15 protein-coding genes are annotated in these 17,219 nt (G+C 46.4%); 13 read left to right on the forward strand and 2 right to left on the reverse strand.

Annotation, left to right across the window (positions count from 1 at the left end; translation table 11 throughout):
* The first annotated feature begins 4 nt into the window (after nucleotides 1–4).
* From OCV50_RS16445 to OCV50_RS16465, 5 genes are read left to right on the forward strand one after another with little or no spacing between them, the layout of a single operon-like run.
* Entirely contained in the window at nucleotides 5–871 is an 867-nt protein-coding gene (locus OCV50_RS16445; RefSeq protein ID WP_261904939.1) for an alkaline phosphatase family protein, read from the forward strand.
* Complete coding sequence (locus tag OCV50_RS16450) at nucleotides 868–1,770, forward strand: ABC transporter permease (RefSeq protein ID WP_261904940.1); 903 nt, start codon at nucleotides 868–870, stop codon at nucleotides 1,768–1,770. Before OCV50_RS16445 ends, OCV50_RS16450 begins: the two co-directional genes overlap by 4 nt.
* On the forward strand, nucleotides 1,770–2,555 hold the full coding sequence (locus OCV50_RS16455) for an ABC transporter permease (protein ID WP_261904941.1): 786 nt from the start codon (nucleotides 1,770–1,772) through the stop codon (nucleotides 2,553–2,555). Before OCV50_RS16450 ends, OCV50_RS16455 begins: the two co-directional genes overlap by 1 nt.
* Entirely contained in the window at nucleotides 2,555–3,574 is a 1,020-nt protein-coding gene (locus OCV50_RS16460; RefSeq protein WP_261904942.1) for an ABC transporter ATP-binding protein, read from the forward strand. Before OCV50_RS16455 ends, OCV50_RS16460 begins: the two co-directional genes overlap by 1 nt.
* Before the next feature lies 1 nt (nucleotide 3,575).
* Nucleotides 3,576–4,235 (forward strand): HAD family hydrolase, encoded by a 660-nt coding sequence (locus OCV50_RS16465; RefSeq protein WP_261904943.1) that lies wholly within the window; start codon nucleotides 3,576–3,578, stop codon nucleotides 4,233–4,235.
* 93 nt (nucleotides 4,236–4,328) lie between these two features.
* On the opposite strand, the gene OCV50_RS16470 is transcribed toward OCV50_RS16465, so the two are convergent.
* On the reverse strand, nucleotides 4,329–5,192 hold the full coding sequence (locus tag OCV50_RS16470; RefSeq protein WP_261904944.1) for a MurR/RpiR family transcriptional regulator: 864 nt from the start codon (nucleotides 5,190–5,192) through the stop codon (nucleotides 4,329–4,331).
* An 89-nt stretch (nucleotides 5,193–5,281) separates the two neighbouring features.
* On the reverse strand, nucleotides 5,282–6,556 hold the full coding sequence (locus OCV50_RS16475; RefSeq protein WP_261904945.1) for an amino acid deaminase: 1,275 nt from the start codon (nucleotides 6,554–6,556) through the stop codon (nucleotides 5,282–5,284).
* Nucleotides 6,557–6,732: 176 nt separating this feature from the next.
* Here OCV50_RS16475 and OCV50_RS16480 point away from each other — a divergent pair, with 176 nt between their 5' ends.
* The 8 genes from OCV50_RS16480 to OCV50_RS16515 all read left to right on the forward strand — a co-directional run bounded on the left by OCV50_RS16480 (nucleotide 6,733) and on the right by OCV50_RS16515 (nucleotide 17,014).
* On the forward strand, nucleotides 6,733–8,166 hold the full coding sequence (locus tag OCV50_RS16480) for an N-acyl-D-amino-acid deacylase family protein (protein WP_261904946.1): 1,434 nt from the start codon (nucleotides 6,733–6,735) through the stop codon (nucleotides 8,164–8,166).
* Between the two features lie 85 nt (nucleotides 8,167–8,251).
* On the forward strand, nucleotides 8,252–8,644 hold the full coding sequence (locus OCV50_RS16485) for a RidA family protein (protein WP_008216122.1): 393 nt from the start codon (nucleotides 8,252–8,254) through the stop codon (nucleotides 8,642–8,644).
* A gap of 206 nt (nucleotides 8,645–8,850) precedes the next feature.
* Complete coding sequence (locus tag OCV50_RS16490; RefSeq protein WP_239839444.1) at nucleotides 8,851–10,365, forward strand: sodium:solute symporter family protein; 1,515 nt, start codon at nucleotides 8,851–8,853, stop codon at nucleotides 10,363–10,365.
* 90 nt (nucleotides 10,366–10,455) lie between these two features.
* Nucleotides 10,456–11,403: a sugar kinase gene (locus OCV50_RS16495; protein ID WP_261904947.1), complete on the forward strand. Its 948-nt coding sequence runs from the start codon at nucleotides 10,456–10,458 to the stop codon at nucleotides 11,401–11,403.
* 20 nt (nucleotides 11,404–11,423) lie between these two features.
* Entirely contained in the window at nucleotides 11,424–12,056 is a 633-nt protein-coding gene (locus tag OCV50_RS16500) for a bifunctional 4-hydroxy-2-oxoglutarate aldolase/2-dehydro-3-deoxy-phosphogluconate aldolase (protein WP_261904948.1), read from the forward strand.
* Between the two features lie 139 nt (nucleotides 12,057–12,195).
* Nucleotides 12,196–14,646, forward strand: a complete 2,451-nt coding sequence (locus tag OCV50_RS16505; RefSeq protein WP_261904949.1) for a beta-N-acetylhexosaminidase — start codon at nucleotides 12,196–12,198, stop codon at nucleotides 14,644–14,646.
* Between the two features lie 237 nt (nucleotides 14,647–14,883).
* Nucleotides 14,884–16,563: an LruC domain-containing protein gene (locus OCV50_RS16510; RefSeq protein ID WP_261904950.1), complete on the forward strand. Its 1,680-nt coding sequence runs from the start codon at nucleotides 14,884–14,886 to the stop codon at nucleotides 16,561–16,563.
* Between the two features lie 10 nt (nucleotides 16,564–16,573).
* Nucleotides 16,574–17,014, forward strand: a complete 441-nt coding sequence (locus OCV50_RS16515) for a hypothetical protein (RefSeq protein ID WP_261904951.1) — start codon at nucleotides 16,574–16,576, stop codon at nucleotides 17,012–17,014.
* Nucleotides 17,015–17,219: the final 205 nt, after the last annotated feature.

Raw genomic sequence — 17,219 nt, forward strand, 5'->3', positions numbered from 1 at the left:
AGTCATGAGCAATAAGGTCATCCTTGTTGTTCTAGATGGACTGAATTATCAGGTAGCTCGTCATTGCATGGGCTACCTTAACGGTCTTCTAGAACTGAGCAACACACCAACCAGCGAAAGCGATTCGCAAAATAATCTGACGCCATCACAAGCCAAGTTACGAGCGACGCTTTATCCGATGCAGTGTGAGCTGCCTTCGATGTCACGCCCACTTTATGAATGCATCCTAACGGGTGTCCGCCCTGTAGAGAGCGGTATTGTTAATAATCAGATTGTCCGTCTTTCCAACCATGATTCGATCTTTAGCTTGGCCAAAGCTCAGGGTAAAACCACCGCTGCGGCTGCTTATCACTGGGTGAGTGAACTGTATAACCGCGCGCCATTTGATCCTGTGCGCGATCGATTTACTCACGATGAAACGCTCAATATTCAACACGGCTGTTTCTATCACTGGGATCACTACCCTGACGAGGCGCTGTTTCTTGATGCTGAGTATCTGCGCTTAACTTATCAGCCAGACTTCTTGTTGATTCATCCAATGAACATCGACGATATGGGCCACAAGTATGGCTTAGATTCGTGTCAGTATCGTAACAGTGCACGCGGCGCCGATATCTTGCTGTCGAACTACATTAAAGGTTGGGTTGAAGAGGGTTATCAAGTCATTGTTACCAGCGATCACGGTATGAATGACGACCTTTCTCATGGTGGGATTTTGGCCGAAGAGCGTGAAGTTCCTTTCTTTGTGATTGGCGACAAATTCACTCACCAAGAGTGCCAAGTTAAGCAGACTGATATCTGCGGTATCGTGTGTCAGCTCCTCAACCTAGAACACAATAAATCTTACACTCAGGAATTGTTAGCCTTATGAGCAGTCCTGCCATCACGCAAAAACCGAATTCATTCAAAGCCAATACGTCTAAGCCTGTGCGGTCTTGGTTTAAGCGCTTTAAGCCTGTGCTATGGCTAGCTCCATTTGCACTGTTTTTCTATCTGTTCCAATTGGCGCCTATGGTTTGGGTGCTTATCAACAGCTTCTTTTATGAAGGCGAACTGTCGCTTGAAAACTACATTGAGGTGTTTGACTCCGCCTTCATGATGCAAGCATTCAGCAACAGCCTTTGGTTATCTTTGTGGTCGAGTGTGTTCGGCCTAGCGATCGCGACACTGTTGGTTTCCTCTTTGCGCCGTGTCGATTGCAGAATTCGCGACGGGGTAATCGCTTTTACCAATATGAGCAGCAACTTTGCTGGCGTCCCACTCTCTTTCGCTTTCATCATCATCCTTGGAACCAACGGCGCGCTCACGTTGCTGCTTAAGCAATATGGCTTGTTGGGGGATTTTGACCTGTATGGAAAGTGGGGATTGCTGGCGATCTATATCTACTTCCAGATCCCACTGGCTGTGCTTTTGTTGTATCCGGCCTTTGATGCATTGAGCGATGACTGGCAAGCAGCTTCGGCGCTGCTTGGCGCGAAAACTTGGCAATATTGGCTCAAGGTTGGCCTTCCGGTGCTATCTCCAGCTCTATTTGGCACCTTTATTATTCTCATCGCTAATGCGATCGGCGCGTACGCCAGTGTCTATGCACTCACTTCAGGTAACTACAACGTGATAACCATTCGAATCGCAAGCTTGGTCTCGGGCGATCTGTTCCTTGAGCCTAATCTGGCAGCGGCGATTTCAGTGATTCTGATGGCAATGTTGGCATTCATTACCGTGATTAACCAATGGCTTATCAGTAAGAGTTATGCAGGGAAGAAAAGCTAATGCAAAACGTTAATACGCGCTTTCACAAAATGGTGGTTTTCTCGATTGTTGGCATCATGCTGATTCCGATCTTAGCCACCTTTATCTATTCAATTTCATCTCGTTGGGGAGCGACCATACTGCCTGATGGCTTTACTTTAGACTGGTACATTAGCCTGTTGACAGACCCGCGTTTCTTGCAAGCCTTTGGTCGTTCGCTGTTTATCTGTATTGCGGCGCTAACATTGAGTGTGGTGCTGATTCTTCCGGCGATATTTGTGGTGTTCTACTACTTCCCTAAGCTCGATAAGCTGATGAACATCATGATCTTGCTGCCGTTTGCAGTGCCTCCAGTCGTCTCGTCGGTTGGGCTGTTGCAGCTTTATGCTGACAGTGAAATCTCGTTGATTGGCACACCTTGGATCTTGATTGGTACCTACTTCACCATCGCTCTGCCATTTATGTATCGCGCGATTGCCAACAGTTTTCAGGCGATCAATTTGCAAGACCTGATGGACGCTGCGCATCTACTAGGAGCAAGCACCACCAAGGCCTTTTTGTTGATCATTCTGCCAAACCTCAAGAAGGGGTTAATGGCATCACTGTTTCTCTCGTTCTCGTTTTTATTGGGTGAGTTCGTGTTTGCCAATATCTTGGTCGGAACCCGCTACGAGACGTTACAAATCTATCTATACAACATGCGTCAAACCAGCGGCCACTTCACGTCTGCCTTGGTGATGACCTATTTCCTATTCATTTTCTTACTGACTTGGATGGCAAGTCGATCTAGCCGTGGAGTCAAATAATGAGTTATGTAAACGCACACAATCTAACGAAAAGCTTCGGTGACAACACCGTGTTTGAAGACATTCAATTTACGATTGAAAAAGGCGAGTTTATTACCCTGCTTGGCCCCAGTGGTTGTGGTAAATCTACCTTGCTGCGCAGTTTGGCGGGTCTGAATCCTGTTGATGGTGGTGAGATATGGGTTAACGGTGAAGAGATCACCCATCAAGCACCACAGCAGCGTGGTATTGGTATGGTCTTCCAATCTTACGCGCTGTTTCCAAACATGACGGTAGAGGGAAATATCGCGTTTGGCCTGAAAATGAAAAAGTTATCGGGCGATGAGATTAAACGTGAAGTGGCCAAAGTGATTGAGCTAGTGGATCTAAAAGGCAAAGAGAGTTTTTATCCACATCAGTTATCAGGTGGTCAGCGTCAACGCGTTGCTCTAGCGCGTGCGTTGGTGGTGAAGCCGCGTATTCTGTTGTTGGATGAGCCGCTATCGGCGTTGGATGCAAAGATCCGTAAGCATCTTCGTCAGCAGATCCGTGATATTCAGAAAGAGATGGATCTGACGACCATCTTTGTTACTCACGACCAAGAAGAGGCGATGATCATGTCTGACCGCATCTTCTTGATGAACAAAGGTGAGATCGTGCAAGCGGGCACGCCAGAAGAGATCTACACTCAACCTGCTAATGAGTTTGTTGCCGGATTCATGGGCCACTACAACTTGGTTCAAGCGAATAAAGCCAAACAGCTTTTCGACATTGATACCGACTGGAAGGTGGCAATTCGCCCAGAGTCAATTTACGTGAAAGAGCAGGGCAGACAGTACGGTACCCACATTTCAACACCGAAAACGGGGACCATCCGCAATCATCAACTGCTGGGCAACGTGATTCGCTACCAAGTGGATGTGGATGATTGTGAGCTGACCGTCGACCTTCTCAATCGCTCCTCTGAGCGTCTACTCGCAAACGGAAGTGAGTTAGAGTTGCTGTTTAATCTAAATGAAATTGAACCTGTGAGAGCCTAAGATGCCTAAGCCTTTGTATGTTTTTGATATGGACGAAACCCTAGTCAACGGCGATGCTGCGATGATGTGGAATGAGTTCTTAGTCGAAAAAGGTATTGCGAGTGATGCAAGTTTTGTTGAAGAAGATCAGCGCCTTATGGGTCTTTACACCCAAGGTAAGCTGGATATGGAAGATTACCTAACATTCGCCATGCAGCCGCTTGCTGATATGACGACACAACAGGTGAATGCCTTGGTTGAGGAGTGCGTTGACACCAAAGTTCTACCTAATCTGTTCAAGCAGACCCTGCCATTGATAGAGCAGTTAAAGCGCGATGAAATCGACATGCTGATCATCTCTGCCAGTGTGACTTTCTTGGTTGAAGTGGTTGGTAGAAAGCTGGGCATAGAGCATGCGTTAGGGATCGATCTGGTCGAGCAACAAACGCGGTATACATCGAAGATAAAAGGTGTACCGAGTTACCGAGAAGGTAAAGTGACTCGCTTAGAGCAGTGGATTGCAAAGCAGTCCAAGCGCTACTCTGACATTCATTTTTACACAGACTCGATCAATGATTTACCGCTTTGTGAATATGCGGACTACACCTATTTGGTTAACCCGTGTCCACGTTTACGAGCATTAGCCGACAGGCCAAATTGGCAAATCCTCGATTGGGGTTAAAATTGACTCTCTACTTAAACAAAAACTCCGACGCTAAGTCGGAGTTTTTGTTTGTGATAGGTTCGCTTTACTAAGACGTTGTGATGGCTAGCACTAATCACCGAGAGGCTGTCGGTCGCCTCCACCACGGTAGGAGTCTAAAGCAACCTTCAAGCGGCGCAGTTTGTCGCGCGAGCGGTTCTTGTGATTGACTGCCATGCCCATTGAAAGCACATCCACTAACGCCAGCATTGCGTATCGAGATGCCGATGGCTTGTAGATAAAATCTGTTTCCATGTGCTTGATAGGTAACAAGATATCCGCAATGTTTGCCAATGGTGTATCTTGTGGCGTAATTGCGATGATCTTAAGCCCGTATTGCTTCGCTAACTCGGCGGTTTCGGTGATAACGGGCGTAAAGCCTGTCGCGGAAATCATCACCATCACATCATTGGCATCGGCTGTTGCGGCAACCATGCGTGACATTAAGCCATCATTGTACGACACCACTGGATAGCCTAAACGAAATAGTCGGTGTTGCAGTTCTTGAGAGGCTATAGTTGAGCCGCCACCCATGCCGATTGCAATGATCTGTCTGGCGTTGTGCAGCCAGTTTACCGCAGTTTCAACATCTTGTTCTTTGAATAGAGTGCGGTTGATGTCTAGGCTCTGCTTAATCGATTCGTAGATACCTTGATAGCCAGTTTGGTTGACCGGTTCGAGAATAAAGCGCTGGCCAACCGTTAGGGTTTGAGCAAGCTTGATCTTCATATCACGTACGTTGTTACAGCCAATCGCCTTAGCAAAACGTGTAATGGTAGCTTCACTGACTTGCGCGTTTTCAGCGAGTTCTGTAATGCTGGCTTTGGCGGCAAAATCAATGTCATCCATGATTAGCTTGGCGACTTTTTTCTCGGCATCACGAAGAGCGGGAAAACGCTCCGTTATCTGTGAAATGATATCTACTTCTAAACTCAAGAATCCTGATCCTTTGTTGATGGGGCTAAGCCTTAGCCCCGTTAGTATATCTGAATGCTTCGCTGATTCTAGCTTATTGAAAAATCGAGCTAGAAGCAGGTCTCTACCCAGTTTGTGACCTGATAGTCGTCATCGCTAATAGCAATGTAACGCCACTTATCGAAAGTCAAACACGGGTGTGAGGTTGAGAACGCAATCATGTCACCCACTTCAATCTCTGAAGAGCCGTCCGTTTCCACAAAAGTATGTTGATCCATCACGGCTGTTGCTGTCAGGCCCTTTACTGAAATAGCTTCGCCATTGCGATATCCGCGTTCAGCAATAGGTAATCCAGCATCAAAGGCCACATCACGCTTACCTAGCCCAATCACCAGTTTGGTTGGCTCTGGACGAGAGATAACATACGCCCACACCTCAAGTGCAGATTCTAAATCCCCACCCAGTTCACACGCGTAACCTTGGTTTACTTGTGCGCGCTGCAACACCTTACTTTGAGCATCTAGGTAGATCCCAGTATCGTGAATGGCATAACAACCTGGGCGGATGATCGCCAAGTAATCGGTTAGGTTCGCCAAGCACTCTGCCACCACATCATACCAAGCCGATCCCGCGCCAGTGATGATTGGTTGTCCTGTGAGCAGTCCATCTGATGCAAGGCTTTCGACAGAGCTTAGTGCTTGCTTTAAGAAGGTACGAATGTCTTGCTCGGCATTGTCGCCATGAATCACACCTTCGTACACCTCAATACCCGAAAGAGAAAGTGCAGGCGCGTCTTGAATGGTTTGCGCAAGCTCAAGAACCTCTTGTGGTGAGCGACAGCCACAGCGCCCGCCTGGTACGCCAAACTCGATCAGAACCTTTAGCGTTTGTTCGGTGTTAGCAAAGTGTTGACTCAGTTGCTTTACGTTTACTGGTGAATCGACACAGCAGTAAAACTCAACGTTGAACTCACGAATAAGTTGTTCAACGATCGCAATATTGGTTTTACCTACTAATTGGTTGGCCATGATGATTCTTTTTGCACCCGCCATTGCCGCAATCTCTGCTTGTGCAGGTGTCGCAACAGTAATTCCCCAAGCACCATTTTCTAGCTGCTGACGAAAGAAATCAGGCGTCATCGATGTTTTGCCGTGTGGTGATAATTTCACCTGATGATGATCGGCGAATGATTGCATCCAATTCAGATTATTGGTTAAGGCTGATTGTTTGATAATTGCTACCGGAAGCGAAATATCTTCATCGACCAGTCGATAAACACCGTTCTCAGTTTGTGATACTGCTCTCCCTTTTTGGCCTCTTTCAGTCAAGACGAAACAATCTTTTTGATACTTTATAACATCTTTTTGTGCAGGGTTATGTTTCATTGCTGATCCCTAACATGATTTAAGTGGTTGTTATTTAATGTTTAAATCTATCTTGTGTTTGTTTTGTGATAGAAACTATCACACAAATTAAAATATTATGTGTGTTTTGTCACTGAAAATAATCGGCTGGATTTTTAATATAGCTCCATCAACAGAGTGGATTGAGAGAGTGAGAAATGTTGTTCGATACGATAATTAAAAATGTAGAGGTGTTCGATGGCACCGGCGAACAATCGTTTTGTGCCGATGTAGCAATCCTTGATGGAAAAATTGCCGAAATTGGCAGCATTGATCATGAAGATTGTGGCCAGTTAATTGAGGGAGCAGGCTTAGCATTGGCTCCTGGATTTATTGATGTACACACACACGACGACACCAACGTCATTCGTTACCCAGACTGCATACCAAAGATCAGCCAAGGTGTGACAACCGTGATTGTTGGTAACTGCGGTATCAGTGCCTCACCAACGGTTTTAGCGGGTGATCCACCAGATCCTATGAACCTTTTAGGTGCGCAGGCTGATTTCAAATACCCAACCTTTGCCGCGTATGCACAAGCGGTGAAGGAAGCACAGCCTGCAGTAAACGTAGCAGCCTTAGTGGGTCACACGACGCTGCGTAACCAAGTGATGGACGACCTACAACGCACAGCAACGGAAGATGAAATTGCAGAGATGCAAAACAACCTTGATTTAGCGATGGAGCAAGGCGCATTAGGTTTGAGTTCAGGCTTGGCTTACGCAAGTGCGAAGCAAGCGAACGCCAATGAAGTGATGCAGTTAGCAAAAGTGCTGTCTAGTCATGGCGGTATTTATACCACGCATATGCGTACCGAATTCGAAGAGATCTTAAGCGCGATGGAAGAGGCGTTTGAGACCGGGCAATACGCAAAAGTACCGGTTGTTATTTCCCACCTTAAATGTGCAGGTGCGGGCAACTGGGGCAGAACAGTTGAAGTGCTTGATTTAATGGACAAGGTTTCAGAGCACCAAGACGTGTCTTGCGACTGCTACCCATATTCAGCGAGCTCTTCGACATTAGATTTGAAACAGGTGACGGACGATTTCGATATCTTCATCACTTGGTCTGAAGCAAAACCAGAGCATGCAGGCAAAACCCTTAAGCAGATTGCTGATGAGATGAACCTACCACTGATGGACGCTGCGAAAACGCTTCAACCAGCCGGTGCGGTTTACCACTGTATGGATGAGAACGACGTAAAACGCGTCTTGAAATACAAGCTGACCATGGTTGGTTCCGATGGTTTGCCTAATGACCCGCATCCGCACCCGAGATTGTGGGGTACTTTCCCGAAAGTGTTAGGCCACTACTGCCGAGATGAAAATCTGTTCTCGCTACCAGAGGCGATTCACAAAATGACGGGAATGTCGGCAGAGCGTTACAACTTGTCTGGACGAGGCGAAATTCGCCAAGGTGCATTTGCTGATTTGGTTTTATTTGATCCAAACAATATTAAAGACACAGCAACATTTGAAAATCCTATTTCAGTTGCTGAAGGAATAGAAAGTGTATTTGTAAATGGTGAGTTAACTTACCAAAAAGGAAAAGTAAGAAATAATCGTTCTGGCGTTTTTATTTATCGTAATTAACTGAATCAACGGAAATAAAACGACGAATTAATTTAAATATATTGGAAAACAACCAATATTATCTATAAAGAAGTGGAGTTAAAAAATGACTATTAAACGTTACGGTGTTGAAGGCGGAACAGGTACAGGCGGACAACATTTACCATTTGCACGCGCAACAGAAGCGGGTGGTTTCCTATACGTTTCTGGCCAGACACCGATGACAGATGGTGAAGTAGTTGAGGGTGGCATTATTGACCAGTCTCGCCTAGCAATCCAAAACTGTGTCGATATCATGACTGAAGCTGGCTACGGCCTAGAAGACGTAGTACACGTAAAGGTTGTACTAACGGACTCTCGTTACTTCCAATCTTTTAATAAGGTATTCAAAGAGTTCTTTGGAGCTAACCCACCGGCACGTATCTGCATGGTGTGTGACCTAGTTGTAGACGTGAAAGTTGAAGTAGATGTGACTTGCTACCGCGCTGACCGCGTATAGTAATAACCTAATCACAATAACCTACTTAGAGAGTATTGGGGCGTAGTCATCCCTGTTATTATTCCTTAATACTCTCACCCTACATTTATAAAAATTGCTTTAATTAAAATATACAAAATAAATAAAGCAATTATATGAAATATAAAATGAATGAATCATAAATAAAAGCTCTGGAATGAGCTTAATATTTCACTGAGAGGTGTCAAATGAACAGCACTCTTTTTCTAACAGGCTTCGGCGTGTACGTATGTTTTTTAATTTGGTTAGGCTGGTTTGTCTCGCGTAATCAAAAATCTGGCGAAGATTTCTTATTAGGCGGCCGTGGCCTGCCACTATTTTTAGTACTTGGTACCACAGTAGCGACGATGGTCGGTACGGGTTCAAGTATGGGTGCGGTTGGCTTCGGCTACGCAAATGGTTGGGCGGGTGCTCTATACGGAATTGGCGGTGCTGTTGGCATCCTATTGCTTGCGTTATGGTTTGCTCCGGTTCGTAAGCTGAACTTCATGACAATGAGTGAAGAGCTCGCGTATTACGTGGGTGCTAACCGAATCGTGAAAAACGTGGTTGGCCTACTCATCTTTATCGCGTCCATCGGCTGGTTAGGTGCACACATTCTAGGTGGCGGCATGTACCTAGCGTGGATTGCTGACATCGACCTGAACCTTGCGAAGATCATTATTGCAGCGGCATTCACTATCTACGTTGTTATCGGTGGTTACACAGCGGTTGTATGGACCGATACTATCCAAGCAATCATCCTTTTTGCTGGTTTCATCTTGATGGCGGTGATGTCTGTGAACCATATTGGTGGCATGGATAACCTTTACGCTGCGATGGACCCTGCTGCTACAAGCTTTTTAGCAATCGATAAACTAGGCATTCTGCCTGCTGTTTCTCTGGCTGTGGTTATCGGTGTTGGTGTTCTGGCAACGCCTTCATTCCGCCAACGCATTTACTCTGGTAAAGACGTTTCAACTATCCGTCGTTCATTCGTGGCTTCTGGTGTGTTGTACCTTTTCTTCTCTATCATTCCAGCGATCATTGGTATGGCAGCACACGCTATCGACCCAACGTTGGATAACCCTAACTTCTCGTTCCCTTACATTGCAGCAACGGTACTTCCAGTTGGTGTTGGCATGATTGTTCTTATCGCTGGCCTATCTGCAACCATGTCGAGCGCAAGCTCAGATGCGATTGCGGGTGTATCTATCCTACTGCGTGACGTATACGTGATGTTCACAGGCCGTGTACCAAACAAAGAATCAATGATGAACTACTCTCGCCTAGCTTTGGTTGTGGTGATTGGTTTTGCACTGCTGTTCGCATTGACGTCAAACGACATCATTGGCTACATCACTAAGATGATTTCAACGGTAATGTCAGGCATGTTCGTGTGCGGTATGTTGGGACGCTTCTGGAGCCGTTACAACTGGCAGGGTGCGATTGCAACACTGGTTGGCGCCTCTATCGCTTCTTTCACTGTAATGCTAAGCGCAGACCTAACAGCCTTCTGGGGCAACCCAGTGATTCCATCTTGTCTATTTGCACTAACAGCGGGTGTGGTAGTAAGCCTATGCACACCAGCTAACCAAGTGACTCCTGAAATGGCAAAAGCGATTCTTGATGACGAGCGTGCTCTGATGGAGATGGAAATGTCTGAGACTGGCGTCCTTGAAGAGGAAGCTGCACCTCAACGCCCTGCAAATCAAACAAGCTAAACCTAGTCTCCACAACGGGTTTGCTAAGTTCTGGCCCTGCTTGTCTGCAGGGCCTTTTCCCCAAATTATCTTTCTATTTTAGGATCGGCTATGCCTGCATCTTCTCATTTCAATATTGTTTTCTTTGGCGAATGTATGCTCGAAATCAGCGGCTCTCCATTAACCAAAAAGTTTGGCGGTGACACGCTAAATACCGCGCTTTACCTTTCTCGCTTAACTCAAAATAAAGACCTATCAGTGCATTACGCGACAGGTCTTGGTAGTGATGAACTGTCTCAAAATATGATTGATAGCTGGCAGTTAGAAGGTATTCAAACCAATTTCGTAGAGCGCATTGCGAACAAGCTTCCTGGTCTCTACATGGTCGAAACCGATGAGACTGGTGAACGACACTTTCATTACTGGCGCAACGACGCGGCAGTCAAATCTTACTTCCAAACTGACGACCTGAATAAGCTTGAAATCGCGCTGACAGAGAAACAAGTCGACGCGGTTTACATTAGCGGCATCAGCATCGCGATTTTAGATGACACCTCACGTGAACGCCTGTTGAAAGCCATTGGCGTATTCTCAAATCAAGGCGGTAAGGTGATTTTCGATAACAACTATCGCCCACAACTTTGGACGACTGACCAAGCCCAACATTGGTACGCCAAGTTATTGCCATTGGTAGACATCGCGCTGATCACCGAAGACGACGACCTACTTGTTTGGGGTAACTCAGAGAGCGTTCAACAACGTTGTCTTCGCTTGGGCTGCCAAGAGATCGTTATCAAACGTGGCTGTGAGCCATGCAAAATTGTTCAGGTAGAAAGCGGCAAGGTAGTAGAAAACTACGTATCAGCGACAGCTGTTGCGAACGTTGTTGATACGTGCGCTGCCGGAGACTCCTTTGCGGCGGGTTACTTAGCTGCACGCTTAACGGGCGAGAGTGCTACCGAAGCTGCTGAACTCGGCCACCAATTGGCTTCTACCGTTATTCAATATTCAGGCGCCATCATCCCGGTAAGCGCTATGAACCACCTAATCAAAAAATAGAAAAATAAAGCGAAATTATTATGTCTCAAGAAATGATCAACACACTTAAGCAATTCAAAGTTATCCCTGTTATTCAAATCAACAAGGTGGAACACGCGATTCCATTGGCAAAAGTGTTGGTTGAAAACGGCCTACCAGTGGCAGAAGTGACGTTCCGTACCGAAGCGGCAGCGGATTCGATTCGTGCGATGCGTGATGCCTACCCAGAGATGTGTATCGGCGCTGGCACAGTATTAACCCGTGAGCAGATCGACCTTGCGAAAGAAGCGGGCAGTGAGTTCATCGTAGCGCCAGGTTTGAATCCAAACACGGTCAAGCGTTGCCAAGAGATCGGCATGCCAATCGTTCCTGGCGTAAATAACCCAAGCCAAGTAGAGCAAGCGTTGGAGCTCGGTCTTAACTTCTTGAAGTTCTTCCCAGCAGAAGCGTCTGGTGGCATCAACATGGTGAAATCTCTGCTAGCGCCTTATGTTGATGTGTCGTTAATGCCTACTGGCGGTATCGGCAAGCATAACGTCAATGACTACCTAGCCGTCGATCGCGTGGTGTGCTGTGGCGGTACTTGGATGGTTTCTCCAAAAATGATCGAAAACGAGCAGTGGGACGAGATTGCAGTGCTGGTTCGTGAAGCGGTTGAGCTGGTTAGCCAGTAATACGTTTGTGGGCTCGTTCGTTTTTAATAGGCGATAGGCTTTGAGCTCACGACAAACAGCAGCAGTGGCTGATGATTCTGTTTTGTGAATCGCCTCCGATAAACAAAACAGAGCCCCCCGTTATATAGGAAAACTAATAATGAAAAAAACTATATTGTCTCTATTAATTTCAGGTTCACTAGTATCCCCAATGGCGTTAGCAATGGCTCCGAATTCCGATCTTAATTTAATGCCGTACCCACAAAAGGTTGAACTACAAGCTGGCCAAGTAAAGGTAGACGGTGACTTCAAGGTTTACATCAAAGGCTTTAATTCTGATCGCGTTGAGTACACGGCAAAACGCTTTGTCGACCGTTTGGTACGCCAAACCGGTATTCCGATTCTGAATTGGCAGGTTGATAGTGCAGACCAAGCAAATCTGATCATTGATATCGACGCAGCTCCAAAGTCTGAAATTCAAAACATCGACTCTGTAGAGTCTTACAAGATCACCACTCAGGGTGAACAAATCACGCTGAGTGCCCCAAGTCCTTATGGGGCTATTCACGGTATCGAAACCCTTTTGCAGCTCGTTGAAACGACAGCGACTGGCTACCATATCCCTGCCGTTACGATTGTTGATGAACCTCGCTTTCGGTGGCGCGGTGTTTCTTACGATACGTCTCGTCACTTTATTGAATTTGATGTGTTGATTCGTCAGTTAGATGCGATGGCTTCTGCGAAAATGAACGTGTTCCATTGGCATTTCTGGGACGACCAAGGTATTCGCATTCAAACGGAATCTTGGCCGCGTCTATGGTCAGAAACCACCGATGGTGACTACTACACCAAAGACCAAGTTCGTTACTTAGTTGAGTATGCTCGTAACCTTGGCATTCGTGTGATTCCAGAAGTCTCACTGCCGGGACACTCATCTGCTGTGGCGCATGCTTACCCACGCTTAATGTCGGGTGGGGAAGGTCAAAGCTATGACCAAGAACGTGGCTGGGGCGTGTTTGAGCCATTGATGGACCCTCTAAACCCAGAGCTTTATGAAATGCTGGGTGATGTGTTTGATGAAGTGACCGAGTTGTTCCCAGATGAGTACTTCCACATTGGTGGCGATGAGCCGAATTACTCTCAATGGATTAACAGTGAAAAGCATCAGAAATTCATCCAAGAGAACGGCATTGATGGCGAGCGCGGTTTGCAGTCTTACCTCAACGTAAAAGTTGAGAAGATGCTGGAAGAGCGTGGCAAGAAGATGACGGGGTGGGATGAGATTTGGCATAAAGATCTGCCGACGTCTATCGTGATTCAAAGTTGGCAAGGTCACGACAGTATTGGCCGTGCGGCGAAAGAGGGCTACGCAGGCATTCTCTCTACCGGCTACTACTTAGACCAGCCTCAGCCAACAAGCTACCATTACCGCAATGACCCAATGCCAACGGGAATCACGGTTGATGATAAGCTTCACAGTGGCGAGAAATTCGTGACTTACCAATGGCAAAAGCCTCGTTCTAAAGGCAGTCCACGTAAGGGAACGCTTACTATCATTGAAGCTAAAGACGGTACTTTCCGTGCGTTCAGTGATTACAACGGCAAGTCTCGCGAAGAGATTTATATCCTCGATTATGTGCCGGGCAAAACCTTTGTCGGCCACTTCGATAACTTTATGTCGTACACGGAATTTAACCTGAACCTCAATCCAAATGGGTTCTCTGAGGGCAGCTACCAATTGATTGGTAACGTGCGCTGGCCAACGACAGGTGAAGTGATTGCAAGCAGTGATATCGAAGGCAGTGTAATCCCTGAGCCAAATGGTGGTTACCCTGCAGAGCTCACCGATAAAGAAAAAGATCTTATCTTAGGTGGCGAGATCACCATGTGGCTAGAGAATAAAGACAGCCTCACGGTAGAAAACTACCTATGGCCTCGTAGTTACGCGATTGCAGAACGTTTCTGGTCGGATGCTGAGTTGACTGATGAGCGCAGTATGTATAAACGTATGAAAGCGATGGACACATGGTCGGAAATCTCAGTAGGCCTGCGTCACCACGCGGATGCCGATATGTTGTTGAAGCGCATTGCCAAAGACCAAGGTATCCAAGACCTGCGTGTTCTTTCAAAGTACACCGAGCCAGCACAATATTATGCTCGCAACTGGGAGAAGTGGAACTCAACAGAGCCTAAGGGCATTTTGTACAGTCAATATGAACGCCTAAACCGCTTTGTTGATGCACTGCCAGTAGAAAGCTACGCGGTGTATGAGATGCAAGATTTGGTTAACGAAGTCGCGACAGGCAACCAACAGGCATTGGATCAACTTGCTGAGCATTATCAGCAAGCAAAGTCGGCTGCACTTGCCGCTGAAACTATCTTTGCTTCCAATGTCTCTTCGGTAGAGACTGTGGTGGTGGCAGAGAAAACCGTCGAAGTTGCCGATCTGGCGTTAACCTTGATTGCTAAAGCGAAAATGGGTGAGCAAATTCGACAAGCAGACGCCAACGCCTACCAAGCGATTCTATCTGATGCTGCAAAGATCTACGATGAATCGATCATCGCGATTGTTCGTCCAACAGAGCGATTGATGAAACACTTAACTCAGTAATGAATCTCCTCATTGAATAGAAATGTAGCCGCCCAATGAATAGTCGGGCGGCTTTTTATTTTAACAGCCAACTATACTTCTCCGGATTCGTCTCTTTTAGGACGTCAACTTCATTCTCAAAATGAGAAACCTCTCTCCAATGTTGCTAACTTAATGAAATTAAAAGACTAATTTTTAGGCATCATCCTTGCTCTCTTCTACTTTACACATTTACCGTCAGTTGAGAGAGGGAACGCAATGAGAATATGGAATCCACTGGTCACGGCAGGCTGTATGATCCCCAGCCTAGCGCTTGCACTTACCACGTCAGATTTTATTTTTGAGTCAGGCGCTGACAGCTCGAATTACTCCGCAAAAGGCAAACCGAATGACACCTATTCGATAGCCGATACACTACCCCATGACACTTTAGACAACGTTTATTCGATGCTGCCCGAAGGGGCTTATGTCAACAGTGCCTTCATCGCGCCAGAGCGTTACTCAAACATCGATATTGATGATGAGCTGGGTGGCGAAGCGTTTGCTTCTGCCAAGGTGACGTTTCTAAACGAAGGGGCAGGCTACCGCAATGCGTTAGGCTACTTTGTTTATGACACCAATAACCCGCCAGCGTCGGTCGATGACATTACTGCCCACACCATTATCTTTCCTAACAGCTCAAAAGCACCAGATGGTGAGATGATCGAAGGGGATACCATAGATTTAGACGTTGAACTGACGGCAGGCCAAACCTTAGCGTTCTTCGTGATCCCCAATGGATGGGGGTGGTCGGGTTCTTATAACAACATTGAATCACTGGGCAGCTGGGGAACGCCATTCTATAGCTACTCTGAACTCAATCCAGAAACGACAGCAAGCCTGCGAAGACATAATGTTGCCTTCATTGATACAGAGAATGAGTTCTTCGTCTTGGGTTTTGAAGATTTACACCGCACGGGGGGGGATCATGACTTCAACGACCTTCTATTTACCGTTGAAATTACACCGTTTACTGCGGTTGATGGGGTTAACACTGATGGTTCGACAGACTCAAAGTATGAGCCATTAGTGCAGCAAGACAGTGATATCACCATCACATCTGTTTATCCGAGTGGCAATGAGTATGCGACGATCGCGTTCGAGGATAGATGGCCATTGATGGGCGACTACGATTTCAATGACGTGGTTTGGCGTTACCAAATAACAGAACAGCTAAACGGCCAACGTGAGCTAAAAAACATCAGTTTTGATTACACCCTACAAGCGATGGGAGCTGGATTTTCAAACGGTTATGGTATTCATCTACCGGGTGTTGATCCAAGTAATATCGCTAACGCAACCCTGATGCGTAATGGTGTAGCAGTAACGCACTCGATTGTGAAACAAGGCACTAGCGATGCGGTGTTGATTGTCTCTGAAGACCTTAAAGTTGACCTTCAAAACCTAGGTGAACTTACTGAAAGTTGTACCTTCTATCGCACGCAAGTCGACTGTTTGGGGACGCAAACTGTTGGTGCACTGCAATACCAACTCTACGTCGAGTTCACCACTCCTGTACCGCGTGACATTGTTGGCTACCCTCCCTACGACTCGTTCATTTTTGCCGCTAAGTACATGTATCACGGCGACTTTACCAATGAAGCTCCTGGGTTCACTTGGCAGACTCATTTAAAACAGTTTGCGGGTACCAATGACATGAACAACGCTTTCTTCAATACTCACGATGACAAGTCGGACAATATTGCTTCATTTACTACCGAAAACAATATGCCTTGGGCGATCAACATTCGCGACGAATGGGATCACCCGATTGAATACACAGACATTTGTGAGGCTTACCTAACCTTTGATGATTGGGTGGAAGCGAGTGGTGAGAGCCATGGTGAGTGGTACAAAACCGCTGTAGAAAGTACCTCTGTATCAGCAACGGGCGAATAAGGAGAGCGTCATGAAAACATCTATTAAATCAGTCAGCCTACTTGCGATTCTAGCCCTTACCGCATGTGGAGGTGGTGGCGGAGGTGGCGGTGGTTCAACGGCTCAACCTACTGCGACCGTTGCTGCAGAAGATATCGTCGCTTCGCGTGACTTCTCGTTTGATGTCGGTGAGAAAATCACCTTATCGATTGATTATTTGGGGGAAACCAAGGGAGCATTACACCTCTACTCAAAAGCAGCCTTTGTTAAAGCCGATGGTGAAGCGATTCCAGATCCGGTTTCGCGCATCACGACGATCTATCCAGATCTCACCGATGAGGTTGAGCTAGAGATCAATTCGAACTGGGACTCACTCTACGTACGCTGGGTACCGATGACCAGTAGCGAGTCTGAGCAGACGTGGAGCATTTCCCTAGGAGAGCCGAGCAACAGTTATCACCTAACCTTTTAATTGATCATTGTTTCACTTCAAATCGAGCGGAGAGTACGACGTTGTACTCTCTGTTTTTGTGCATTGTCTCTTAATGTTCTCTGATTGATTATTGAACAACTCTTATCAAAAACAATCGACCAATAAACATCATACCTCAAATCTTTTGGTTATTTATTTAGAGTGCTAATGATTGGTTAACTCTTTGTTTTTATGTGATTTGTTT

The organism is Vibrio fortis (assembly GCF_024347475.1).
GTDB classification, from domain to species: Bacteria; Pseudomonadota; Gammaproteobacteria; order Enterobacterales; family Vibrionaceae; genus Vibrio; species Vibrio fortis.